A 22,891-nucleotide genomic window follows, 5' to 3' on the forward strand; every position below is an offset into this window, starting at 1 on the left:
CGCAGACGAAAGACGACGCGACACAGTCATGGAAACGCCTCCGCCGCAGACCGAGCCCACCACGCCCACGGACGCCGACATCCACGCGTTCCAGGAGCAGCTGGGCCGCCCGCCGCGCGGTCTGCGGGCCATCGCGCACCGCTGCCCGTGCGGCAACCCGGACGTGGTCGAGACGGCCCCGCGCCTGGAGGACGGCACACCGTTCCCCACGACGTACTACCTGACGTGCCCGCGCGCCGCGTCCGCCATCGGCACCCTCGAGGCCAACGGCGTGATGAAGGAGATGACGGAGCGGCTCAAGACCGATCCGGAGCTCGCGGAGAAGTACCGCGCCGCGCACGAGGACTACATCGCGCGCCGTGACGCCATCGAGGTCCTGGAGGGCTTCCCGAGCGCCGGCGGCATGCCCGACCGCGTGAAGTGCCTGCACGTGCTCGTCGGCCACTCGCTGGTCGCGGGCCCCGGCGTGAACCCGCTGGGCGACGAGGCCATCGCGATGCTGCCCGAGTGGTGGCGCAAGGGCCCCTGCGTGACGCCGTGCGCGCCCGCGCAGGAGGACGGCTGGACCGTCGACGGCGACGCCGACGGCCACTTCGCCTTCAAGCCGCTCGACGAGGAGGACGCCAAGTGACCCGCGTCGCCGCCATCGACTGCGGTACGAACTCGATCCGCCTGCTCGTCGCGGACGCGAACCCGGAGACGGGCGAGATCGTCGACCTGGACCGCCGGATGACGATCGTGCGGCTCGGCCAGGGCGTCGACCGCACCGGCCGGCTCGCCCCCGAGGCGCTGGAGCGGACCTTCGCCGCGTGCCGCGAGTACGCCGGGATCATCAAGAAGCACGGGGCCGAGAAGCTGCGCTTCGTGGCGACCTCCGCCTCGCGCGACGCCGAGAACCGGGACGACTTCGTCCGGGGCGTCGTCGACATCCTGGGCGTCGAGCCCGAGGTCATCACCGGTGACGAGGAGGCGCAGCTCTCCTTCACGGGTGCGACGAAGGAGCTCACCGGCCGCGCCGACCTGGACCGGCCGTACCTGGTCGTGGACATCGGCGGCGGCTCCACCGAGTTCGTCGTGGGCGACGACGCGGTGCGCGGCGCGCGCTCCGTGGACATCGGCTGCGTGCGGATGACCGAGCGTCATCTCGTCGGCCCGGACGGCACGGTGACGGACCCGCCCTCGCCGGCCCAGATCGAGGCGATCCGCGAGGACATCGCGGCGGCCCTGGACCTGGTGGCGGGCACGGTCCCGATCGACGAGGCGGGCACGCTGGTCGGCCTCGCAGGTTCGGTGACGACGGTGGCCGCGCTGGCGCTCGGCCTGAGCGAGTACGACTGGACGGCGATCCACCACGCGCGGATCTCCTACGAGCGGGTCGCCGAGCTGACCGACTGGCTGCTGACGTCGACGCACGACCAGCGCGCCCTGAAGCCGGTCATCCACCCGGGACGGGTCGACGTCATCGCCTCCGGCGCCCTCGTGCTGCGGCTGATCATGGAGCACGTCGGGGCCCGCGAGGTCGTCGTCTCGGAGCACGACATTCTGGACGGTATCGCCTGGAGCGTGGCCTGATCCCAGGCCGCACCGGGCCCGTTCCGCGAGGGCTCGACCGAGCGTTCCGGGTCTCTCCCGAGCGCTCGGACGAGCGCCGCGACACGCCCCGACGACACCCCGTCGGGAAAGTTCGTGAACTTCTTCACAAGGATTTCGGTCCCGAGGGGCGCGGATTCGGGCCCATAGACCCGTTCGGGGCGGTCAAACGCCTCTGGGAGCAGGCGATCGCCTTGCTTTCCGAGGCGGGCGGCGGGGTGGAGCCGGTAAGTGGTCCATCGCCCTGGGGGGCTCACCGTGGCTGCTCAAAGGGGGTGAGCAACGACCGGCGGCACCCCGTGGTTCCCCTCCGGGACCATGACATGGGTCACGTGGGCGGCGCAGTGTAGCAGAGCCCCCACTCAACCTTGTGAAGGGGCGCACGAGCGACCCCCTCCAGTCGGGTGGATACTCGATGGCATGAGCACCACGGAGCGTCCCAGGATCCTCATTGTCGGGGGTGGGTACGTAGGCCTGTACGCAGCGCGTCGCATCCTCAAGAAGATGCGATACGCGGAAGCGACCGTCACGGTCGTCGACCCGCGCTCGTACATGACGTACCAGCCCTTCCTCCCCGAGACCGCCGCCGGCAGCATCTCGCCGCGCAACGTCGTCGTCCCGCTGCGACGCGCTGTGCCGGGCGCCGAGATTCTCACCGGCCGCGTGACCAACATCGACCAGGACCGCAAGGTCGCCACGGTCTCGCCGCTCGTCGGCGAGGCGTACGAGGTGCCCTTCGACTACCTGGTGATCGCGCTCGGCGCCGTCTCCCGCACCTTCCCGACCCCCGGCCTCGCCGAGCAGGGCATCGGCATGAAGGGCGTCGAGGAGGCCATCGGCCTGCGCAACCACGTGCTCGAGCAGCTCGACAAGGCCGAGTCCACGACGGACGAGGAGATCCGCCGCAAGGCGCTCACCTTCGTCTTCGTCGGCGGTGGCTTCGCGGGCGCCGAGACCATCGGTGAGGTCGAGGACCTGGCGCGCGACGCCGCCAAGTTCTACAAGAACGTGAAGCGCGAGGACATGCGCTTCGTGCTCGTCGACGCCGCCGACAAGGTGCTGCCGGAGGTGGGCCCGGAGCTGGGCACCTACGGTCGCAAGCACCTGGAGTCCCGCGGTATCGAGGTCTACCTGAAGACCACCATGCCCTCCTGCGTCGACGGCCACGTCGTGCTGAGCAACGGCCTCGAGGTCGATGCCAACACGATCGTGTGGACCGCCGGTGTGAAGCCGAACCCGGCGCTGGCCCGCTTCGGCCTCCCGCTCGGCCCCCGCGGCCACGTCGACACCCAGGCGACCCTCCAGGTCCAGGGCAGCGACTACATCTGGGCCGCGGGCGACAACGCCCAGGTGCCCGACCTCGTCGGCCGCAAGGCGGGCAACGAGAACGCCTGGTGCCCGCCGAACGCGCAGCACGCCATGCGCCAGGCCAAGGTCCTCGGCGACAACGTGGTCTCCGGCATGCGGGGCTTCCCGCAGAAGGAGTACAGCCACAGCAACAAGGGCGCCGTCGCGGGTCTCGGCCTGCACAAGGGCGTCGCGATGATCGTCATGGGCAAGATGAAGATCAAGCTCAAGGGCCGTCTCGCCTGGTACATGCACCGTGGCTACCACGGTCTGGCCATGCCGACCTGGAACCGCAAGATCCGTGTGATCGCCGAGTGGACGATCAACATGTTCCAGAAGCGCGACATCACCGCCCTGGGCGCCCTCGAGACCCCGCGCGAGGAGTTCTACGAGGCCGCCAAGCCGGCCCCGGCTCCCGCCAAGGCCGAGGAGAAGAAGGTCGAGGAGAAGGCCAAGGCCTCCTGACCCGCCGGTAGTTCACGCCCGAAGGGGTCGTCCGCCATCCGTGGTGCGGGCGGCCCCTTCGGGCGTTTCCGCACCGGTTTACGTGGCGGCTACATGCATTTTGCTCTTCCGTGACGCGGAGACGGGACTGCCGTACCGGGTACGTGGTGTTTACGTAAGTGCCGGACCGTACATCTCGGTCCGTTCCGGGAACCCCCCGCTTCACGGAGGTGTGCGCCATGCAGGACGCCGCACAGCGGCTGAAGAACCTCGCCGAAAAGCTCTTCGGCGCCGAACTCCCGGTGCGGCTGCGCGCCTGGGACGGGTCGGAAGCCGGGCCCCCGGACGCCCCCGCCCTCGTCGTCCGCCACCGCCGCGCCCTGCGCCGCCTGCTGTGGAAGCCGGGCGAGCTGGGCCTCGCCCGCGCCTGGGTGGCCGGCGACCTCGACGTCGAGGGCGACCTCTACGAGCTGCTCGACGCCCTGTCCGACCTCATCTGGGAGCGCCCCGAGGACGAGCGCCGCGGCCTCGCCGAGTCCCTGAAGGACCCCTCCGTGCGCTCCGCCGTCGCCGAGCTCGTCAAGCTCGCCGGACCGTTCCCGCCGCCCGCGCCGCCCGCCGAGGAGATGCGCCGCACCGGCCGCCTGCACCGGCACACCAAGGGCAGCGACAAGAAGGCCATCAGCCACCACTACGACGTCGGCAACGACTTCTACTCCCTCGTCCTCGGCCCCTCGATGGTCTACTCCTGCGCCTACTGGGAGAGCCCGGACGCCACCCTCGAGGACGCCCAGCGCGACAAGCTCGAACTCGTCTCCCGCAAGCTGGGCCTGAAGCCCGGCATGCGGCTGCTCGACGTGGGCTGCGGCTGGGGCTCCATGGCGATCCACGCCGCCCGCGAGCACGGCGTCACCGTCGTCGGCGTCACCCTCTCCCAGGAGCAGGCCGCCTTCGCCCGCAAGCGCGTCGCCGACGAGGGCCTCACCGACCGCGTCGAGATCCGCGTCCAGGACTACCGCGACGTGCGCGACGGCCCGTACGACGCCATCTCCTCCGTCGGCATGGCCGAGCACGTCGGCGCCGAGCGCTATCTGGAGTACGCCCAGGACCTGTACGCCCTGCTCAAGCCCGGCGGGCGGCTGCTCAACCACCAGATCGCGCGCAGACCCCAGCTCGACGAATCGGCGTACTCCGTCGACGAGTTCATCGACGCCTACGTCTTCCCCGACGGGGAACTCGCCCCGGTCGGCTCCACCACCGGCATCCTGGAGCGCGCCGGGTTCGAGGTGCGCGACATCGAGGCCATCCGCGAGCACTACGCCCTCACGCTGCGCCAGTGGGTGCGCAACCTGGAGGCCCGCTGGCCCGAGGCCCAGAGGCTGGTCAGCCCCGGCCGCGCCCGCATCTGGCGCCTCTACATGGCGGCGTGCGCCCTGAGCTTCGAGCGCAACCGCATCGGCGTCAACCAGATCCTCGCCGTGAGGACCCCGGACGCCGGGGCGTCGGGGATGCCCTTGCGGGCCCGCACCTGGAACTAGCTCCGGACACGGAAGGGGCGCCCGGTGACGAGATCACCGGGCGCCCCTTCCGCACAACCGCTCCCGCGCTACTCCGACTTGATGGCCGTCAGCATGTTCAGACGGGCGGCGCGGCGGGCCGGCCACAGGGCCGCGAGGATGCCGACCACCGCGGCCAGGGCGAGGAAGATCCCCATCCGGCCCCAGGGCAGCACCAGCGCGTACGTCGACATGCTGTTGCCGATCAGCTGTCCGGCCGCCCAGCCGAAGAACACGCCCAGGCCGATGCCGAGCACACCGCCGAACAGGGAGATCACCAGGGACTCCAGGCGGACCATGCGCTTGATGCCCTTGCGGTCGATGCCGATCGCGCGGAGCATCCCGATCTCCTGCTGACGCTCGAAGACCGACATGGCGAGGGTGTTGATGACACCGAGGACGGCGACGATGACCGCCATCGCGAGCAGCCCGTAGAGCATGTTCAGCATCAGCGTGAACATCTGGGCGATCTCGTTGGACAGGTCCTGGCGGTCCTGGATCTTCACCGCCGGGTTCTCGCCGAGCGCCTTCGTCAGCTTGTCCTTGGTGGCGTCGGACGGGCCGCCGGACGTCTTCAGCATCACCTGCATGTCCGAGGCGCCGTCGCTCATGTGCGGGTTCAGCGTCGGGGCGTCGAGCATGATGCCCCGGATCATCTGGTTGCCCTCGTAGACCCCGGCGACGGTCAGGCGCTGCTTCTTGCCGTCCTCGTAGGCGACGGAGAACGTCGAGCCGGCCTTCCAGCCGTGGTCCTTCGCCGTGTCGTCGTCGACGACGACGTTCGTGCCGCCGACCCGGAACCGGCCCTCGTCCACGGGCAGGTCCGCCAGGCGCGTGATCGTGCGGCCGTCGACGCCGGTCAGGTACTCGGTGGTGCCGTCGATGCGGGACGGGGAGTTGGACAGACCGCTGGTCGCGGTGACGCCGTCGGTCTTCCGCAGCGTCTTCAGGACATCGGGGGACAGGTAGTTCCCGTTCGCCATGGAGACGACGTAGTCGGCCTTCAGGGAGTCCGCGGCCATCTTGTCGATCGCCGACTGGACGCTGCCCGCGATGACGGTGAGGCCCGTGATCAGAGTCAGCCCGATCATCAGCGCCGAGGCGGTCGCGGCCGTACGGCGCGGGTTGCGCACCGAGTTGAGGCGGGCCAGCTTCCCGGAGATGCCGAACACGCGCAGCACCGGGGCCGCAGCCGCGATCAACGGACGGGACAGCAGCGGAGTCAGGATGAAGACGCCGATGACCAGGAGCGCGGCGCCCGCGCCCATCGGCAGCTGACCGGAGTCGCCGCTCATCGTCGTCGCGGCCAGCACGGCCGTGACACCGGCGGCGGAGACGAGCGCGCCCAGCGTGTTGCGCAGGACCAGGGACTTGGCGGTCGGGGCGGCGTGCACCGCGCTCATCGCCGCGACCGGCGGGATCTTCGCGGCGCGGCGGCCCGGCAGCCACGCGGCCAGCATCGTGATCACGACACCGACGAGCAGCGACGCGACGACCGTGCCGACGGACACGACCAGCGGGCCGTCCGGGATGATCGCCCCGGTCCTGCCCATGAGGGAGCGCATGCCCGCGCCGATGCCGATGCCCACGACGAGACCGGTCACCGCGGCGGCCGCGCCCACGAAGAACGCCTCGATCAGCACCGAGCGCGTCACCTGCCGGCGCGAGGCACCGACCGCGCGCAGCAGCGCCAGCTCCTTGGTGCGCTGGGCGACCAGCATCGTGAACGTGTTGGCGATGATGAAGATGCCGACGAACAGCGCGATGCCCGCGAACACCAGCAGCATGTTCTTCATCGAGCCCATCGACGAGGAGATGGCCTCGGCCTGGTCGTCGGCGAGCTGCCGCGCCGTGTCGGTGTGCACGGCGGCGCCGTCCAGCGCCTTGTCGAGGTTCCGCTTCAGCTGGTCCTGGCCCGTGCCCGCGGCGGCCTTCACGTCGATCTCGTCGTACGCGCCCGGCTTGTGGAACAGCTGCTGCGCGGTCGCCGTGTCGAACAGGGCGAGCGAGCCGCCGGCCGCGACGTTCCCGTCGTCGGTGGTGAAGACGCCGGTCAGGGTCGGGGTCAGGACGGGGCCGTCGACGGACATGCGGACCTGGTCGCCGACCTTGTAGCCGGCGCGCTTCGCGGTCTCGGCGTCGAGGGCGACCTGGTTCGCGCCGTGCGGGGCCCTGCCGGACGTGAAGGGGTACCGGGAGTCGTCGTCGCCCCAGTAGTTGCCGCCCTGGGTGGAGAAGCCGTTGCCGACGAGCTTGCCGTCCTGGTCGGCGACGGCCGCGTACCCGCTGACCACGCCGTACGCGGAGGCGGCGCCCGGCACCCGCTCGGCCTTCTTCAGCGTGGCGTCGGTGAGCTTCACCTCCTTGCTGACCTTGTCGCCCTCGGCGGCGGTCGCGCCGGGGGTGAGGGCCACGTCGACGTGGTCGAAGCCCTTGGCGGAACTCTTCTCCAGGGCGCCGGAGATGGTGTTGGTGAAGACGAGGGTGCCGGAGACGAAGGCGACGCCGAGCATGACGGCCAGCACGGTCATCATCAGGCGGGCCTTGTGCGCGAGCACGCTGCGCAGGCTTGTACGGAACATGGGTTCGGGTCAGTCCTGGGTTCGGCGGGGCCCCGGCTCGGCGCCATCGCGCCATGGGGGCAGAAGGTCGTATCGGCGGGTGACACGTACGTCGTGGCTGGTCGCGCCCACGCGGCGGAGCCGCACATCAACAGAGCCCCGCGCCCCTTGCGGGGCGCATCCTGCGGGGCGGGGGAAGCGACGGGTCAGCTGGTGCGGCTCTTGGCGTCGAAGCCGGGGGTCCGGGGGTTTCCCCCGGGAAGACTGCGCATGCGGTCCAGGACCGTGTCGGCGGTCGGGGCGGTCATCTCGTCGACGATGCGGCCGTCGGCCAGGAAGATCACGCGGTCCGCGTACGCCGCGGCGACCGGGTCGTGGGTGACCATGACGACGGTCTGGCCGAGCTCGCGCACCGAGTTGCGCAGGAAGCCGAGCACCTCCGCGCCGGAGCGCGAGTCGAGGTTTCCGGTGGGCTCGTCGCCGAAGACGATGTCGGGCTTGGAGGCGAGCGCGCGGGCCACGGCGACGCGCTGCTGCTGGCCGCCGGAGAGCTGCGCGGGCCGGTGCCCGAGGCGGTCGGACAGGCCCACCATCTGGATCACGTTCTCCAGCCACGCCTTGTCGGGCTTGCGGCCCGCGATGTCCATGGGGAGCGTGATGTTCTCCAGCGCCGTCAGCGTCGGCAGCAGGTTGAACGCCTGGAAGATGAAGCCGATCTTGTCCCGGCGCAGCTTGGTGAGCTGCTTGTCCTTGAGGGAGCCGAGCTCGGTGTCGCCGATGCGGACCGAGCCGGACGAGAAGGTGTCCAGGCCGGCGACACAGTGCATCAGCGTCGACTTGCCGGAGCCGGACGGGCCCATGATCGCGGTGAACTCGGCCCGCCGGAAGTCGACGGAGACCTGGTCGAGCGCGACCACCCGGGTCTCGCCCTGTCCGTAGACCTTGCTCAGATCCGTGGCGCGGGCGGCCGCTGTCACGGTCCGGTCGGCGAGAGGGGTGGTGGTCACGGAGGGTGCTCCTGTCGGTACGGGGGACTGCCTGCTGGGGACCGTTCCATCGTCTCGGCGGAACGCCGCCCGGGAGTCAGCCGCTGCTCCCGTTCCCGGGGGCGACTGGAGTCGGACCGAGGGGCTCCGGGTCATACCTGGGGATGACCCGGAACCCCGAGCCGCCGGGCGGCGCCGCACCCGGCCGTGTGCCTGAGGTGAAATTCCGTCAATCCACGTGGACGCGCACCTGCGGCGGGAAGGGCACGTGGCAAGTGCGGATGGCGTCTGTCAGGGGCCGATGCAGGGGCTGATGCACCCTCAGACCTCAATAAAATAAGACAACATCGCGAGGGAGGCCCGCCGGCCGGGGGAGGCTGCCGGATAGGCTCGGAAGGTCGACGCGGAGCCCCACAGCCTGCCCGGATGGTGGAATGCAGACACGGCGAGCTTAAACCTCGCTGCCCCTTCGCGGGCGTACCGGTTCAAGTCCGGTTCCGGGCACCTCCTCCCCCTCCCGCCGCCGGTCACGCTGTGTTCCCGGCCGGGGAACACAGGGGTGCTCCGCCGCGTTCCTCGTAACAGACTGGGAAAGATCCTCCCTGAGCACTAGGGTCGGATCTTTGCCAGCCCATTACTCTTGTGGGAAGGCCATACACGGTGGCCATGGAGGAGTGAGATGAGGAGCAGCAACCCGGTCTTCTCGCGACGGGGGTTCAGCCGCGACAACGGCTATGCGCAGTTCGACGCGCGTCAGTCGCAGGCCGGGGGACCCGCGGTCGGGACGCAGGCCAATCCGTACGGCCAGGCCCCCGCCGGCAACCCGTACGCGCAGAACCCCTACGCCCAGCAGGATCTGCAGTACGGCGCTCCGCAGGCGCCCGCCACCACCGGCCGTATGACGATGGACGACGTCATCGTCCGCACGGCCACCACGCTCGGCACGCTGATCGTGACCGCCGCGCTCGCCTGGGCGCTGCTGCCGGTCGACGACGCCCACATCGGCAAGTCGTACGGCATCGCGATCGGCGCCGGCCTCGTCGCGATGGTCCTGGGCTTCGTCCAGGCCTTCAAGCGCAAGGCGTCGCCGCCGATCATCCTGGCGTACGCGGCCCTCGAGGGCGTGTTCCTCGGCGTCGTCTCCAGCGTGGTCGACAACCGCATCGCGGACGGCGCGGCCATGCAGGCCGTCATCGGCACCATGTCCGTCTTCGCGGCGGTCCTGATCGCCTACAAGGCCGGCTGGATCCGCGTGAACCGCCGCTTCTACGGCTTCGTCATGGCCGCGGCGATGGGCTTCATCCTGCTGATGGCGGTGAACCTGTTGTTCGCCGTGTTCGGCGGCGGTGACGGCCTCGGCTTCCGCAGCGGTGGCCTCGGCATCCTGTTCGGCATCGTCGGCATCCTGCTCGGCGCGTGCTTCCTGGCCCTGGACTTCAAGCAGGTCGAGGACGGGATCGCGTACGGCGCGCCCAAGGAAGAGGCGTGGCTGGCCGCGTTCGGTCTGACCATGACGCTGGTCTGGATCTACATGGAGTTCCTGCGGCTCATCTCGATCCTGCAGGGCAACGACTGACGCCTGACGGCCCACGCCTGACGGACGTGACACGTCGAAGGACCCGCGCACCTCGGTGCGCGGGTCCTTTTGTCGGTTGGGGGGTGGGGCGTCAGCCGAAGCGGCGCGCTGCGCGCCGCAGGTCGTACTCGTGGATGAGCGCCTTGGCGTGACCGTGGGAGAGGTTGTGCTCCCCGCGCAGCCAGTTCACCTTCTCTTCGAAACGAAGGAAGCTGGGGCCGTTCTCTACGGTCTGCATCCAGTCGGCGACTTCACGACCGGTGCATTCGGGGATGCGGGCGATCAGATTGCGGTGGGTCTCCTCGGAGAAGACTTGGGACATCGGCGCCTCCGGAACGCTTCGATGTAGCCGGGTCTTGAGGCCACCGTGCCCGAGCGCCGCCCCGTTGTAAACAGCTACAGTCGCCGCGTGCTTGATACGACGCCGTTGACCTCAGCAGTGGATCAGTTCGCCGACCGGCTCCGGGCGGCGCCGCAGAGCCGGTTGCAGCGGGGCGCCGCCGCGGAGGCGCTGGCGCTGGCCAGGGAGTTGTCCGGGTGGGCCCAGCGGCTGGAGGGGGCGGGGGCCTCCGGCGGTTCGGAGGTTCGGGAGATGCCGGACGCCGGGATGTTTGCGGCGGCTGATCAGGTGACGGTCGCGGGGCGCGATCTGGCGGTTGTCCTCCGGACGGAGCGGGAGGTCGGCGAGGCCGTCGATCTGGTGGGGGCGGCGATGAAGCGGGCCGGGGTTTAGGGGTTCGTCGTCGGGTGCGGGCCGGTGGGGGCTGGTCGCGCAGTTCCCCGCGCCCCTGGAAGGCATGCGGCTTCGCCGCGCCTTCCCCAGATGAAAGGCGTCCGGCGCCTTGATCGGGGAAATGCGACCCGGAGGGTCTGCATTCAGGGGCGCGGGGAACTGCGCGAGAAGCCCCACCGGGCCCGCAGACGGATAAGGGCTCAGGCCGAGGCTATGACCCGGTCCGCGAGGATGTAGACGCTGTCGGGGCCGCACTCGAAGGTGAGGGCGTAGGCGCCGGAGACGCCGGAGCCGCCGAGGAGGAACGGGGTGCGGCCGTCGCGGAGAGCCGCGGCGAGCTGTTCGGCGGTCTCGCGGTGGCCCGGGGTCATGCACAGCGTCGTGCCGTCGGCGAAGACGTAGACGTCGAGCGTGCCGAGCGGGCCCGGGCGGACGTCGGAGAGGGCCGTGCGGGCCTGGGCCAGCTCTTCGAGACAGGCCACCGTGCGCTCATGGTCGCCGGAGACCGGGGACTGCACGGGCACGAAGTCGGGGTGCGAGGGGTGCCGGCGGCGCGCGGCGGCCAGCTCGGGGGATTCCCCGGCGAAGTCGTCCTCGGGCTCCAGGGCCGGCTCGACCGGCTCGAGGGCGGGCTCGACGACCGGCTCGAGGCCCGCGAAGTCGGCCTGGCGCGGAAGGTACAGCTCGTCGCCCAGGGCGCCGGCGCCGCCGGTCAGGAACGGCGGCAGATCCGAGGTGTCCCGCGCCTCCTGCGCGGCCCAGAACGCCCGCGCCTCCGCCAGCTCGCGCTCCCGCTCCTCGGCGAGGGCGTCGGCGACGGCGGTGCGTATCGCCTCGGTGTCGGGAGTCGTGCGTGCCGACGGGACACCGGGGTGCGTGGTCGCGGCGCGGCCGCGGGCCAGCTCGTCCTGGAGCTCCGCGATCTGCCGGCGCAGGCCACGGACGCTGTGCAGGGTGGTGGCGCCGACGGCCGTGGCAGCGGCCGTGGCGAGCAGCAGGGCAAAGGGGATGGCGCTCACTGACGTACTCCCGGTTTCAAGTCGACCCCCGACTTACTACATCAGCTTGAAGCCTGGACGAACCACCTGTCAGTGCATTACGTCACGAACTGGACGGGTCTTTTGTCCGGTTGTTTAGCGCCCATAGGGCCTGGGTACGGGGCTGACCTGCGAAAACCGTCTCCCCCGAGACGCATGTCACATCCTGGGGGAGATTGGATCACGATTCCGCAGCCGGTTTTCGCCGGTCCCGCGAGGTCAGCTCAGGCGCTCGATGACCATGGCCATGCCCTGGCCGCCGCCCACGCACATCGTCTCCAGGCCGAACTGCTTGTCGTGGAACTGGAGGCTGTTGATCAGCGTGCCGGTGATGCGGGCGCCGGTCATGCCGAAGGGGTGGCCGACGGCGATGGCGCCACCGTTCACGTTCAGCTTGTCCTCGTCGATGCCCAGGTCGCGGGCGGACGGGATGACCTGCGCGGCGAAGGCCTCGTTGATCTCGAACAGGTCGATGTCCGAGACGGACAGGCCGGCCAGCTTGAGCGCGCGCTTGGACGCCTCGACCGGGCCCAGGCCCATGATCTCGGGGGACAGGCCGGAGACGCCGGTGGAGACGACGCGGGCCAGCGGGGTCAGGCCGAGCTCGCGGGCCTTCGTGTCGGACATGATCACGAGGGCGGCGGCGCCGTCGTTCAGCGGGCAGCAGTTGCCGGCCGTGACCAGGCCGTCGGGGCGGAAGACGGGCTTGAGGCCCGAGACGCCCTCCAGCGTGACGCCGGCGCGCGGGCCGTCGTCGGCGGAGACGACGGTGCCGTCGGGGGTGGTGACCGGGGTGATCTCGCGGGCCCAGAAGCCGTTCTTGATGGCTTCCTCGGCGCGGTTCTGCGAGCGGACGCCGAACGCGTCCATGTCCTCACGGGTCACGCCCTTGAGGCGGGCCAGGTTCTCGGCGGTCTGGCCCATCGCGATGTACGCGTCCGGGACCAGGCCGTCCTCGCGCGGGTCGTGCCAGGAGGTGTTCTCCTGCGTGGCGACCTCGGCGGTGCGGGCCTCGGCGTCGGCGAACAGCGGGTTGTGCGTGTCCGGGAGCGAGTCCGAGTTGCCCTTGACGAAGCGGGACACCATCTCGACACCGGCCGAGATGAAGACGTCGCCCTCGCCGGCCTTGATCGCGTGCAGCGCCATGCGGGTCGTCTGCAGGGAGCTGGAGCAGTAGCGGGTGATGGTGCAGCCCGGGAGGTGGTCCATGCCCATCTGGACGGCGACGATGCGGCCCAGGTTGTTGCCCTGCTCGCCGCCGGGGAGGCCGCAGCCGAGCATCAGGTCGTCGATGTCGCGCGGGTCCAGCTCGGGGACCTTGGCGAGGGCGGCCTGGATGATCGTGGCGGTCAGGTCGTCGGGGCGCAGGTCCTTGAGGGAGCCCTTGAAGGCGCGGCCGATGGGGGAGCGGGCGGCTGAGACGATCACTGCTTCGGGCATCACGGCTCCAGAGGGTTCGTTGACCTTTTCAGGCGGGACCGTCTGGGAAGTTACCTGTACGTACAGCCCGGGTCACCGGTATAGGAGTGTGACTAGGGCCGCATTTTTCTAAGCGCTTGCTCAGCGCTCCGCGGGTTCGGCGGTCGCAGGGGGCACTGTCACGTGGCGGTGCCACCGGCGTGCACACCGTGAACGACACGGGGCTCCGCCCCGGACCCCGCTCCTCAAGCGCCGGAGGGGCTTGATCTGCCGGAGCTCGATCCAGCGGAGCCTGAGGGGCTTGTCTTCGCAGGTACCGGGTCCTGCGTGGGGACGCGATGGCGGCGGCGGCGCTTGAGGAGGGCCCACGGACCGCGCGGCCCCGTGGGCATCGCGGCCGTGACCTCCGTGCCGCCCTCCTCGACCGCCTTCGCCGCGGCCCGGGCCACCGGCAGGAAGCCCTCCGCGCGGGACACGTCGGGGCGCTCCTCCTCGGGCCACAGGCCCAGCGCCGCGCACAGCGTGGGCAGCACCGCCATCGCGGCCGTCTGATAGCCCTCCGCCGAGGGGTGGTAGTTGTCGGGGCCGAACAGCTCGCGCGGGTTCGCCGCGAACTCGGGGCCCAGCAGATCGCCGAGCGAGACCGTCCGCCCGCCCTGCTCCACCGTGCCGATCGTCTGCGCCGCCGCGAGCTGCCGCGAGGCCCGCCGGGCCACCCAGCGCAGCGGCTGCTGCACCGGCTCCACCGAGCCGAGATCGGGGCACGTGCCGACGATCACCTCCGCTCCGGCGGTCCGCAGCCTCCGTACGCCCGCCGACAGATGCCGTACGGACTTGGTGGCGGGGATGCGATGGGTGACGTCGTTCGCGCCGATCATGATCACGCAGACGTCCGGCTGCCAGTCGGGATCGGACAGGATCAGGGCCACCTGGCGGTCCAGGTCGTCGGACTGGGCGCCGGGCAGCGCCACGTTCCGCAGCTCCACCGCGCGCTCCGCGACCGCCGCGAGCCCCGAGGCCAGCAGCGCCCCCGGAGTCTGCCGCGCCCGGTGCACGCCCTGCCCCGCCGCCGTGGAGTCGCCGAGCATCGCGAACCGCAGCGGCTCCTCGCCGGCGGGCGAGGCCGCGTACGCCCTGCCGTACAGCCCGTCGGCCGAGGGCACGTGCACGGGATCCCCGTGGTTGCCCACCTGCCGCCGCGCCATCTGCACCTCGGCGAGCAGCACCCCGACCGTGGCCGCGCCGAGCAGCCCGATCCCGCCTCCGCCGTACGCCGCCCCGGCGGCGATCCGCCGTGCCACCCTCGCCCTGCTCGACATGTTCCGCACCCACCTGCCTCTCTCCTGCGGATTACGGCTTCATGAACTCATTGCCCCGTAGACACGGTCGGCCAATCGCAACGGGAGATGAAGGGCCGGTGCGCGCAATACGCTGGCCACATCCCTTACACAGGAGACCCGGAGACAACCGTGCAGATCCACGACTCGATGATCAGCCTCGTCGGCAACACCCCGCTCGTGAGGCTCAACAAGGTGACCGAGGGCATCCAGGCGACGGTCCTGGCCAAGGTCGAGTACTTCAACCCCGGCGGTTCCGTGAAGGACCGCATCGCGCTGCGCATGATCGAGGCGGCCGAGCAGAGCGGGGAGCTGAAGCCCGGCGGCACCATCGTCGAGCCCACCAGCGGCAACACCGGGGTGGGGCTCGCCATCGTGGCCCAGCAGAAGGGCTACAAGTGCATCTTCGTGTGCCCCGACAAGGTGAGCACGGACAAGATCAACGTGCTGCGGGCCTACGGGGCGGAGGTCGTGGTCTGCCCGACCGCCGTCGACCCCGAGCACCCGGACTCGTACTACAACGTCTCCGACCGGCTGGTGCGCGAGACGCCGGGCGCCTGGAAGCCCGACCAGTACTCGAACCCGAACAATCCGCTGTCCCACTACCACTCGACCGGCCCTGAGCTGTGGGAGCAGACCGACGGGAAGATCACGCACTTCGTGGCGGGCGTCGGCACCGGCGGCACCATCTCCGGCACCGGCCGCTACCTGAAGGACGCCAGCGAGGGCCGCGTGCAGGTCGTCGGCGCCGACCCGGAGGGTTCCGTCTACTCGGGCGGCTCCGGGCGCCCGTACCTCGTCGAGGGCGTCGGCGAGGACTTCTGGCCGACCGCCTACGACCGTGAGGTCGCCGACGAGATCGTCCCGGTGTCCGACAAGGACTCCTTCCAGATGACGCGCCGGCTCGCCAAGGAGGAGGGGCTGCTCGTCGGCGGCTCCTGCGGCATGGCCGTCGTGGCCGCGCTGCGCGTCGCCGAGCGGCTCGGCCCGGACGACATCGTGGTCGTGCTGCTGCCCGACAGCGGCCGCGGCTACCTCAGCAAGATCTTCAACGACGAGTGGATGGCCGACTACGGCTTCCTGGAGGACGCGGGCACCAGCGCCCGCGTCGGCGAGGTGCTCAAGGACAAGGACGGCGGCGCGCTGCCCGAGCTCGTCCACATGCACCCCGAGGAGACCGTCGGCCAGGCCATCGACGTGCTGCGCGAGTACGGCGTCTCGCAGATGCCGATCGTGAAGCCGGGCGCGGGCCACCCCGACGTGATGGCCGCCGAGGTCATCGGCTCGGTCGTGGAGCGGGAACTGCTCGACGCGCTGTTCACCAAGCGCGCCTCGCTCGACGACCCGCTGGAGAAGCACATGTCGGCGCCGCTGCCGCAGGTCGGCTCCGGGGAGCCGGTGGCGGACCTGATGAGCGTGCTGGGTTCGGCGGACGCCGCGATCGTGCTGGTCGAGGGCAAGCCGACCGGCGTCGTGAGCCGTCAGGACCTGCTCGCGTTCCTGGCGAAGGGCGCCACGAAGTAGGGCCGGTGCGCCGGTGCGTGGCCTCGCGCGAGCGGTTCGTGCGATCGGTACGCGCGTGACATGTGCGCGCAGCACCGGCTTAACAACGGTCCGGCACATTGGTGGGTGTCGGCAGGGAAGGGAGCGGCTCCCCGGCCCGGTCGGCATCGCAGCGGTGTCGAGGAATCTCCGGAGCGGCTCCCGGACTCCGCCGACGCCCAGGACGCCGGTCCGGCCCTGACCGGAGCGCGTCCCCCGCGGGGACCGTCGTCGTCCCGCCCTCCGTCACAGGGGGTGCGGCGGTCCCCGCGCACACCTTCTTTCCCGCCCTCTTCGGCTTTCGGCAGCGGGCGGCTACTCGACGAACAGGCCGCGCTCCGCCGCCCGTACGTCGAACTCCTCCAGGCGGGCCTGGGCCTGCGGCAGTGCGTCGCACATGGCTTCCAGGAGCACCCGGCCGAGCAGCATCGGGGCGCACGCCGTGTCGAAGGCGAGGCCCGTGCCGACGGCGGCGGGCAGCAGCAGGTCGGAGTGCTTGGCGACGGGGGCGAACGCCGAGTCGGCGACCGTGACGACCCGGAGGCCGACGGACTGCGCGTAGGCGAGGGCCTCGACGACCTCGCGCGGGTGGCGGGGCAGCGCGAAGCAGAGCAGGGTCGTGGCGCCGGCCCGCACCGCCGCGTCGATCCGGTCGACGAGCATCGTTCCGCCGTCGTCCAGGAGCCGTACGTCGGGGTGCACCTTCGCCGCGAAGTACGAGAACCCGTAGGCCTGGGACGCGGCCGCGCGCAGTCCGAGGACGGGCAGCGGACGGGACGCGGCGAGCAGCCGGCCCGCCTCCTCGACCGGGGTGGGGTCGGCGAGCAGGCCCGCGAGGTGCCGCAGGTTGGCGATCTCGGCCTCGACGGCCTGCTGGTACTCGTTGATGTCGTCGGCCGCGGCCGGTTCCTGCGGGGCGACCTCGCGCAGGTGGCGGCGGAGCGCCGGGTAGCCGTCGAAGCCGAGCGCGACGGCGAAGCGGGTCACCGAGGGCTGGCTGACGCCGGCCAGCTCGGCCAGTTCGACGGAGGACAGGAACGGCACGTCGCCGGCGCGGCGCACCATGCAGTGCGCGATGCGGCGCTGCGTGGGCGTGAGGCGGTGCCCCTCGAAGAGGCGCTGAAGGCGCTCGGCGGGGCTGTGCCCGCCCTCGCCGTTCATCGTCTGCTCGCTCATGTCTCCCCGTCGGTTTCCGGCCGTTCCGGGCGCCCGCCGGTCTATTCAAGGCGCCCATTTATGCATGATTCTATTCAATCCCCGGGGTGGGCGCCATAGAGGGCGGGGCGCTGCCGATAGGGTGCCACGCGAGCTTCCGCGGTGCGCCAGGGGCGTGGGCGGCGGATGAGAAGTGAAGAGACGACGGGGTGGCCATGGGGTCGGGTGGCGAACAGACGCTGGCGAGTTCGGCGAGCGACAAGAAGCGCGCCGCGAAGTACCTGGAAGAGCATCTGATGCCGGACACCCGGTCCGCGTCCGCGCTGGCGGACGGCGGCGGCTCGGTGCACCCGCCGTTCCTCGCTCCGCAGCCCGCGCAGGGCCCGCTGAGTCCGCTGATGAAGCAGGACACCGGGCTCAAGGGCCTGTCCGGCTGGGCCAGTGACCAGGGCGTCTCGGATGCGCTCGTCGTCTGGGAGGGGCAGGCGAACAAGCTGCTCGCCCGTCTTCAGGTGGAACTCAACGGTCTGCACGGCACCAAGAACCTCTTCAACACCACCGACACGGGCATCGGCAGCCAGGCGAACGGAATCCGCCCGCCCAGCAGCTTCGACGGAATGTGACGGGGACGGGGACCCGGCGATGACGCTGACCTATCAGGACGTGATGACGGTCGACCTCTCCTCGTTCACGGACGTGTCCGCGGCGTGGAAGAAGATGGGCGACCGCTTCGGCGAGCTCAAGACGGACTACGAGCAGCAGGTCCAGGGCGTGCTCGGCAACGGCAACTGGCAGGGCCTGGCCTACGGCACGCAGCAGCAGAACGCCTCGGCGACGGCCTTCGAGTTCGGGGCGGCCAAGGCCCAGGCGCACGCCGTCGCGAGCCTGCTGACCGACGCGCACACGGAGTTGACGCGCCTTCAGAAGGCGGTCAAGGACCTGGTGCACGACGCGGAGCAGAAGGACTACAAGGTCGACAGCTCCGGCAAGGCGACGTACGTCGGCTACGACAAGATGTCGGCCGACGAGAAGTACGCCCTGCACCACGACCCGGACTACCCGCAGTTGATGGCCGACGCCCGAACCAAGGCGAAGGGCTGGAGCGACGACATCGCCAAGGCCGTCAAGGCCGTCGACGACGCGGATCAGAGCGTGAAGCGGGCGCTGGCCCGGGCCACGGCCGACGGGAACATGGACGGGATCGGCTTCGGCGGGTTCAACGCGCACGCGAACGGCGACCTGAAGACGGCCGGCAAGCCCGAGCCGAAGGACAAGCCGAAGACCGACGGCTGGGTGTCCGAGGGCGAGAGCGAGGCGTCCGGCCCCGGCGTCGGCACGGACGCGAGCGGCCCGAACATCGGCAAGGGCAAGCTCGCCGAGGCCGAGGCGCACGCCGACCTGGGCCGCGCCAAGGGGGAGGGTTCGCTCACCAACGGGCCGTTCAAGCTGTCCGGCGAGGCCGAGGCGTACGCGGGGGCCAAGGTCGGTGCGGAGGGCGGCATCACGCACGAGGGCATCCAGGGCGAGGCCAAGGGCTTCGCGGGCGGTGAGGCGTCGGCCCTCGGGCGCGCCGACGCCGGTCCGGTCGGGGTCTATGGGCGCGGAGAGGTCATGGCGGGCGCCGAGGCGGGCGTCAACGCGGGCATCGGGCTCGAAGGAGTCCACGCGGGCGCGGAGGCCTTCGCCGGGGCGAAGGCCGGTGTCGGGGGCGGCGCCGACCTCGGCGGCATCGGAGCGGGTGCGACCGCCGAGGGCTGGGCCGGTATCGGCGCCGAGGCGGACGCCACGCTCGGCAAGGCCGAGGACGGCAAGTGGAAGATCGGGGCCACGGTCGGTCTCGCCGTCGGGCTCGGCGGCGAGGTCGGCTTCGAGTTCACCGTCGACCCGGGCAAGGTCGGGGACACGGTCGGCGACATCGCCGACGGGATCGGGAGCCTGTTCTGATCCCGGCCCGCGTCCCGGGCCGTACAGCCGGCCGGCTCTGGGTACCCGCCCAGGGCGCACCCCAGTAAGCAGCAAGGAGGGACCCGCATGGCCACGACCCTGCCCGTACCGATCGAGTTCGAGCTGCCCGACGGCTGGCACGCCGCGCCGCCGGACGAGGTCGGAGCGCCGGGCGCGGCGTTCGTCGCGCTGCACCCGGGGGCGGACGCCGGGTTCACCGCGAACATCGCCATCGACGGCGAGTACCGGCCGGACGACGCGCCTCTGGCCGCGCTCGCCGACGCGTCGGTGGCGCAGCTGCGGGCGTCCGGCGCCCGGGTCGAGGTCGTCGAGCGGAGCGAGAAGGGGTCGGCGCAGGCGCCCGGACTGCTCCAGGAGCTGGCCGTCACGGCGGCCGTCTCCGGAGTGCTGCGCGAGCTCGTCCAGACACAGGTGTACCTGGGCGTGCTCGATGTCGCCGACCCGCACCGGCGCGTCGTGATCCGGCTCGTGCTGACCGCGACCGAGGCTCAACACCCCACCGTGCTCGACGACTTCCAGGCGTTCGTCCGCTCGGTCCGCCCCGAGGGCGGCGGCGGAGCGTAGCCGTCCGGTCCGCCTTGCAGCCGCGAACCGGCCTCTCGTAGGTTGACGCCATGGGACTCTTCGACAAGCTGACCGGAACCAAGCGGCCCGAGGGCGGGGTCGCCGCGCGCGGAGCCGACGAGGTGCGGGCCGCGCTGCTCGGTCTGAACGGTGACGACGTCCCGTACGTCGTGCGCGACGGCCGGGCCGAGGGCGCCGACCTCGTGGCCGAGTGGCGGGTGCTGGAGCCGGCGTGGCGGACGTTCTTCGCGCGCACCCAGGTGAGCCGGGTCTACAAGGTGCACATGCGCCTGGTCCCGGAGAAGAACGAGGTGCGCTCGCTGGACAAGGAGTTCGAGGTCCAGTGGGTCGGTGACGTGCCCCGGCTGAGCGCCTCGGCCGAGGCGCAGCGCGGCCAGGTGCGGACCATCTCCAAGCAGCGCACCCTGGGCGGCGGCGGAGCGGAGGAGACCTTCAGCTTCGACAGCGACGACCTGAAGAACCCTCTTCAGGACGCCGTCCTGAAGTCGGGCTGGACGTGGCGCGGAGTGATCAGCGGCAAACTCTGAGTACCGCGCGGCCCGGCCGCGTCTCACACTGTGGTCCCCGCCGGTGGATTCGGCGGGGATTTTCTTACGGCTATTGACAGAAATATTCATACGGGCTGACCCTGCATGGACATATGCAGGAGGTGGGCCATGGCAGCCGTAGTGGAGAAGCACTCCATCGACGTCGTCCCCGACAGTGCGCGGCACGGACGCGCGTTCAGCCAGTTCACGCTCTGGCTCGGGGCCAATCTCCAGATCACGGCCGTCGTCACCGGCGCCCTCGCCGTCGTGTTCGGCGGTGACGTGGTCTGGTCACTGATCGGGCTCGTGCTCGGCAACCTGCTCGGCGGCGCCGTCATGGCCCTCCACTCCGCGCAGGGGCCCAAGCTGGGGCTGCCCCAGATGATCCAGTCGCGGGCCCAGTTCGGCGTCAAGGGCGCCGTCGTCCCGCTGCTGCTCGTCATCCTCATGTACGTCGGCTTCTTCGCCAGCGGCAGCGTCCTCGCCGGACAGGCCACCGCCCGCCTCACGCACACCGGCGACACCACGGGCATCATCATCTTCGCCCTGGTCACCGGCGTCATGGCCACCGTCGGATACCGCGTCATCCACGCCCTCGGCCGGGTCGCCAGCGTGGTCTGCGCCCTCGCCTTCCTCTTCCTCGGCGCGCGCCTCCTGGAACGCACCGACCTCGGCGAGCTCCTCGGCAACGCGCACTTCTCGATGCCGATGTTCCTGCTCGCCGTCTCCCTGTCGGCGTCCTGGCAGCTCGCCTTCGGCCCGTACGTCGCCGACTACTCGCGCTACCTGCCGCGCTCCACCAGCGCCAAGGCCACCTTCTGGTGGACCCTGTCCGGCTCGGCGCTCGGCTCCCAGTGGTCGATGACCTTCGGCGTGTTCGTCGCCGCGAGCTCTGGCGGCGCGTTCCTCGACGACCAGGTCGGCTACGTCGTCTCGCTCGGCGGCGCCGGACTCGTCGCCTCGTTCTTCTACTTCGTGATCGCGCTCGGCAAGCTCACCGTGAACGTCCTCAACACCTACGGCGGCTTCATGTCGATGGTGACCGGCATCAGCGGCTTCCGGGGCCAGCGCGTCCTGTCGCAGCGCGGCCGGGCGGTCTACATCGCGATCATCATGGTCGCGGGCACCGCCGTGGCGCTCGCCGGCAAGGACAGCTTCCTGTCCTCCTTCAAGGACTTCCTGCTGTTCCTGCTGACCTTCTTCACGCCCTGGTCGGCCATCAACCTCGTCGACTACTACCTGATCTCCCGCGAGCGCTACGACATCCCCGCGCTCGCCGACCCGAACGGCCGCTACGGCGCCTGGCGCTGGGACGCCCTCGTCGTCTACGGCGTCGGCCTCCTCGCCCAGCTCCCGTTCCTGGCCACGCACTTCTACACCGGCCCGCTCGTCGAGCCGCTCGGCGGCGCCGACGTCTCCTGGATCGTGGGCCTGGTCGTCCCCGCCGCCCTGTACTGGCTCCTCGCCCGCCGCGACACCTCCCACATCCCCGCCGAGCACGTGCCGGGCCCCCGCACCGAGGCGGCCGCGGCCGACACGGCGGTCACCCCCTAAGGGACAAGAGGGGGGCTAGCCCCAGTGTCCCGGGGGCGACGGGTCCGTAGCGTGGTGCGGTATGAGCGGAATGGATGCCCGCGCCCAGGAGCGCACCCGGGACGCCGAGCTGAAGAAGGAGCTCGACGCCACCTTGCACGCACGCAGGGAACTCGGTGAGGAGTACGAGTCCGCGCTGGTGGACTCCTTCATCGAGAAGGTCGAGCAGCGGCTCGACTCCGTCGTCGACCGGAGGGTGCGCCGCACGATGGCCGAGCAGCAGATGACCGCGGCCCGCGGCGGCGGTCGCGAACGGACCGGGGCGGAGAACTGGGCCGAGCGGTTCGGCTTCGTCATCGTGACCCTGGTCCTCGCGATCCCGCTGTCCGCGATCGGCGTGGCCAACGCGGGCCTGCCGGGCCTGCTCATCGCCTGGGGCGGCATCGTCGGCGTCAACGCGGTCCACGCCGGCCACGTGTGGCCGCGCCGCCGCGACACCGGCTCCCGCCAGGACTCCGACTGGGAGGACTGACCCGGCGCGTCCGCGCCGGGTGCGGCCCGGTCCGCGGCCGCTCAGACCTCCAGTTCGGCCTCGATCTTCTTCAGCTGGTGGCGGGCCATCGCCAGGTTGGCGCGCGAGGAGTCGAGGACCAGGTAGAGGAACAGGCCGTTGCCGCCGCGGCCCTTGAGCAGGCGGATCAGGTGGTACTGGGTGCCGAGGGTGATCAGGATGTCCTCGATCTCGTCCTGGAGGCCGAGGTGCTCCATCGTGCGCAGCTTGGCGCGGACCACGTCGGTGTTGCCCGCGGCGGCGACCTCCAGGTCGAAGTCCTTGGAGCCGCCGACCGTGCCGAGGGCCATGCCGCTCGTGTAGTCGACGAGCGCGGCGGCGGCCGCGCCCTCGATGCTCGTGAGGGCGTCCTTGAGGGCGGTCTCGGTGTTGGCCATGGTGTGGGTCCTCTCGTAGTGGTGGTGCGGTGCGTGTGGTGCGTGCGGTC

At 71.0% G+C, this 22,891-nt stretch carries 21 protein-coding genes and 1 tRNA gene; 14 read left to right on the top strand and 8 right to left on the bottom strand.

Features of this window, described 5'->3' with window-relative positions; translation table 11 throughout:
• Positions 1-28 precede the first annotated feature (28 nt).
• The 4 genes from IAG42_RS20885 to IAG42_RS20900 all read left to right on the top strand — a co-directional run bounded on the left by IAG42_RS20885 (position 29) and on the right by IAG42_RS20900 (position 4,919).
• Positions 29-631: a DUF501 domain-containing protein gene (locus IAG42_RS20885; protein ID WP_188338488.1), complete on the top strand. Its 603-nt coding sequence runs from the start codon at positions 29-31 to the stop codon at positions 629-631.
• On the top strand, positions 628-1,572 hold the full coding sequence (locus tag IAG42_RS20890) for a Ppx/GppA phosphatase family protein (RefSeq protein ID WP_188338489.1): 945 nt from the start codon (positions 628-630) through the stop codon (positions 1,570-1,572). The genes IAG42_RS20885 and IAG42_RS20890 overlap by 4 nt, the downstream gene beginning before the upstream one ends.
• Positions 1,573-2,010: 438 nt before the next feature.
• Positions 2,011-3,402 carry an NAD(P)/FAD-dependent oxidoreductase gene (locus tag IAG42_RS20895; RefSeq protein WP_188338490.1) on the top strand — a complete coding sequence of 464 codons (1,392 nt, stop codon included), beginning with the start codon at positions 2,011-2,013 and terminating at the stop codon, positions 3,400-3,402.
• 218 nt (positions 3,403-3,620) lie between these two features.
• Positions 3,621-4,919, top strand: coding sequence for an SAM-dependent methyltransferase (locus tag IAG42_RS20900; RefSeq protein WP_188338491.1), 1,299 nt, complete (start codon positions 3,621-3,623; stop codon positions 4,917-4,919).
• A gap of 68 nt (positions 4,920-4,987) precedes the next feature.
• Here IAG42_RS20900 and IAG42_RS20905 read toward each other — a convergent pair whose 3' ends face one another.
• The gene (locus IAG42_RS20905) at positions 4,988-7,519 is read right to left on the bottom strand and encodes an ABC transporter permease (protein ID WP_188338492.1); all 2,532 of its coding nucleotides are present in this window, start codon (positions 7,517-7,519) and stop codon (positions 4,988-4,990) included.
• A 185-nt stretch (positions 7,520-7,704) separates the two neighbouring features.
• Positions 7,705-8,505 carry an ABC transporter ATP-binding protein gene (locus tag IAG42_RS20910; RefSeq protein WP_188338493.1) on the bottom strand — a complete coding sequence of 267 codons (801 nt, stop codon included), beginning with the start codon at positions 8,503-8,505 and terminating at the stop codon, positions 7,705-7,707.
• Positions 8,506-8,904: 399 nt separating this feature from the next.
• On the opposite strand from IAG42_RS20910, the gene IAG42_RS20915 reads away from it, so the two are divergent.
• A tRNA-Leu gene (locus tag IAG42_RS20915) sits at positions 8,905-8,988 on the top strand.
• Between the two features lie 175 nt (positions 8,989-9,163).
• Positions 9,164-10,060, top strand: coding sequence for a Bax inhibitor-1/YccA family protein (locus IAG42_RS20920; protein ID WP_188338494.1), 897 nt, complete (start codon positions 9,164-9,166; stop codon positions 10,058-10,060).
• Between the two features lie 91 nt (positions 10,061-10,151).
• On the opposite strand, the gene IAG42_RS20925 is transcribed toward IAG42_RS20920, so the two are convergent.
• The gene (locus tag IAG42_RS20925) at positions 10,152-10,382 is read right to left on the bottom strand and encodes a DUF4287 domain-containing protein (RefSeq protein ID WP_188338495.1); all 231 of its coding nucleotides are present in this window, start codon (positions 10,380-10,382) and stop codon (positions 10,152-10,154) included.
• Between the two features lie 87 nt (positions 10,383-10,469).
• Here IAG42_RS20925 and IAG42_RS20930 point away from each other — a divergent pair, with 87 nt between their 5' ends.
• On the top strand, positions 10,470-10,793 hold the full coding sequence (locus tag IAG42_RS20930) for a hypothetical protein (RefSeq protein ID WP_188338496.1): 324 nt from the start codon (positions 10,470-10,472) through the stop codon (positions 10,791-10,793).
• Between the two features lie 200 nt (positions 10,794-10,993).
• Here IAG42_RS20930 and IAG42_RS20935 read toward each other — a convergent pair whose 3' ends face one another.
• From IAG42_RS20935 to IAG42_RS20945, 3 genes are all read right to left on the bottom strand, one after another.
• Positions 10,994-11,812, bottom strand: coding sequence for a hypothetical protein (locus tag IAG42_RS20935; RefSeq protein WP_223206101.1), 819 nt, complete (start codon positions 11,810-11,812; stop codon positions 10,994-10,996).
• A 237-nt stretch (positions 11,813-12,049) separates the two neighbouring features.
• The gene (locus tag IAG42_RS20940) at positions 12,050-13,270 is read right to left on the bottom strand and encodes an acetyl-CoA C-acetyltransferase (protein WP_188338497.1); all 1,221 of its coding nucleotides are present in this window, start codon (positions 13,268-13,270) and stop codon (positions 12,050-12,052) included.
• Between the two features lie 224 nt (positions 13,271-13,494).
• Positions 13,495-14,568: an SGNH/GDSL hydrolase family protein gene (locus tag IAG42_RS20945; RefSeq protein WP_188338498.1), complete on the bottom strand. Its 1,074-nt coding sequence runs from the start codon at positions 14,566-14,568 to the stop codon at positions 13,495-13,497.
• Between the two features lie 150 nt (positions 14,569-14,718).
• Between IAG42_RS20945 and IAG42_RS20950 the strand changes: the two genes are divergently transcribed.
• Entirely contained in the window at positions 14,719-16,110 is a 1,392-nt protein-coding gene (locus IAG42_RS20950) for a cystathionine beta-synthase (RefSeq protein ID WP_188338499.1), read from the top strand.
• 333 nt (positions 16,111-16,443) lie between these two features.
• Here IAG42_RS20950 and IAG42_RS20955 read toward each other — a convergent pair whose 3' ends face one another.
• Entirely contained in the window at positions 16,444-17,289 is an 846-nt protein-coding gene (locus IAG42_RS20955; protein WP_188341516.1) for a MurR/RpiR family transcriptional regulator, read from the bottom strand.
• 209 nt (positions 17,290-17,498) lie between these two features.
• Here IAG42_RS20955 and IAG42_RS20960 point away from each other — a divergent pair, with 209 nt between their 5' ends.
• The 6 genes from IAG42_RS20960 (at position 17,499) to IAG42_RS20985 (ending at position 22,425) form a co-directional block, all read left to right on the top strand.
• A complete protein-coding gene (locus IAG42_RS20960) occupies positions 17,499-17,906 on the top strand; it encodes a hypothetical protein (RefSeq protein ID WP_188338500.1) in 408 nt (135 codons plus the stop codon).
• Positions 17,907-17,925: 19 nt separating this feature from the next.
• Entirely contained in the window at positions 17,926-19,227 is a 1,302-nt protein-coding gene (locus IAG42_RS20965; RefSeq protein WP_188338501.1) for a hypothetical protein, read from the top strand.
• An 87-nt stretch (positions 19,228-19,314) separates the two neighbouring features.
• Positions 19,315-19,812 (top strand): hypothetical protein, encoded by a 498-nt coding sequence (locus tag IAG42_RS20970; protein ID WP_188338502.1) that lies wholly within the window; start codon positions 19,315-19,317, stop codon positions 19,810-19,812.
• Positions 19,813-19,862: 50 nt separating this feature from the next.
• The gene (locus IAG42_RS20975) at positions 19,863-20,360 is read left to right on the top strand and encodes a hypothetical protein (protein WP_188338503.1); all 498 of its coding nucleotides are present in this window, start codon (positions 19,863-19,865) and stop codon (positions 20,358-20,360) included.
• Positions 20,361-20,489: 129 nt separating this feature from the next.
• Entirely contained in the window at positions 20,490-21,914 is a 1,425-nt protein-coding gene (locus IAG42_RS20980; protein ID WP_188338504.1) for a purine-cytosine permease family protein, read from the top strand.
• Positions 21,915-21,975: 61 nt separating this feature from the next.
• Positions 21,976-22,425, top strand: a complete 450-nt coding sequence (locus tag IAG42_RS20985; protein WP_188338505.1) for a hypothetical protein — start codon at positions 21,976-21,978, stop codon at positions 22,423-22,425.
• 41 nt (positions 22,426-22,466) lie between these two features.
• Here IAG42_RS20985 and IAG42_RS20990 read toward each other — a convergent pair whose 3' ends face one another.
• The gene (locus IAG42_RS20990; protein WP_188338506.1) at positions 22,467-22,841 is read right to left on the bottom strand and encodes a roadblock/LC7 domain-containing protein; all 375 of its coding nucleotides are present in this window, start codon (positions 22,839-22,841) and stop codon (positions 22,467-22,469) included.
• Between the last annotated feature and the right edge of the window lie 50 nt (positions 22,842-22,891).

This window comes from Streptomyces xanthii, assembly GCF_014621695.1.
Classification (GTDB): domain Bacteria; phylum Actinomycetota; class Actinomycetes; order Streptomycetales; family Streptomycetaceae; genus Streptomyces; species Streptomyces xanthii.

Bases quoted from the DNA above. Each gene is read 5' to 3' on its own strand.
- IAG42_RS20885 (WP_188338488.1), top strand. From the start codon at position 29: ATGGAAACGCCTCCGCCGCAGACCGAGCCCACCACGCCCACGGACGCC.
- IAG42_RS20895 (WP_188338490.1), top strand. From the start codon at position 2,011: ATGAGCACCACGGAGCGTCCCAGGATCCTCATTGTCGGGGGTGGGTAC.
- IAG42_RS20900 (WP_188338491.1), top strand. From the start codon at position 3,621: ATGCAGGACGCCGCACAGCGGCTGAAGAACCTCGCCGAAAAGCTCTTC.
- IAG42_RS20905 (WP_188338492.1), bottom strand. From the start codon at position 7,519: ATGTTCCGTACAAGCCTGCGCAGCGTGCTCGCGCACAAGGCCCGCCTG.
- IAG42_RS20920 (WP_188338494.1), top strand. From the start codon at position 9,164: ATGAGGAGCAGCAACCCGGTCTTCTCGCGACGGGGGTTCAGCCGCGAC.
- IAG42_RS20925 (WP_188338495.1), bottom strand. From the start codon at position 10,382: ATGTCCCAAGTCTTCTCCGAGGAGACCCACCGCAATCTGATCGCCCGC.
- IAG42_RS20940 (WP_188338497.1), bottom strand. From the start codon at position 13,270: ATGCCCGAAGCAGTGATCGTCTCAGCCGCCCGCTCCCCCATCGGCCGC.
- IAG42_RS20945 (WP_188338498.1), bottom strand. From the start codon at position 14,568: ATGTCGAGCAGGGCGAGGGTGGCACGGCGGATCGCCGCCGGGGCGGCG.
- IAG42_RS20955 (WP_188341516.1), bottom strand. From the start codon at position 17,289: ATGAACGGCGAGGGCGGGCACAGCCCCGCCGAGCGCCTTCAGCGCCTC.
- IAG42_RS20960 (WP_188338500.1), top strand. From the start codon at position 17,499: ATGGGGTCGGGTGGCGAACAGACGCTGGCGAGTTCGGCGAGCGACAAG.
- IAG42_RS20965 (WP_188338501.1), top strand. From the start codon at position 17,926: ATGACGCTGACCTATCAGGACGTGATGACGGTCGACCTCTCCTCGTTC.
- IAG42_RS20970 (WP_188338502.1), top strand. From the start codon at position 19,315: ATGGCCACGACCCTGCCCGTACCGATCGAGTTCGAGCTGCCCGACGGC.
- IAG42_RS20975 (WP_188338503.1), top strand. From the start codon at position 19,863: ATGGGACTCTTCGACAAGCTGACCGGAACCAAGCGGCCCGAGGGCGGG.
- IAG42_RS20980 (WP_188338504.1), top strand. From the start codon at position 20,490: ATGGCAGCCGTAGTGGAGAAGCACTCCATCGACGTCGTCCCCGACAGT.
- IAG42_RS20985 (WP_188338505.1), top strand. From the start codon at position 21,976: ATGAGCGGAATGGATGCCCGCGCCCAGGAGCGCACCCGGGACGCCGAG.
- IAG42_RS20990 (WP_188338506.1), bottom strand. From the start codon at position 22,841: ATGGCCAACACCGAGACCGCCCTCAAGGACGCCCTCACGAGCATCGAG.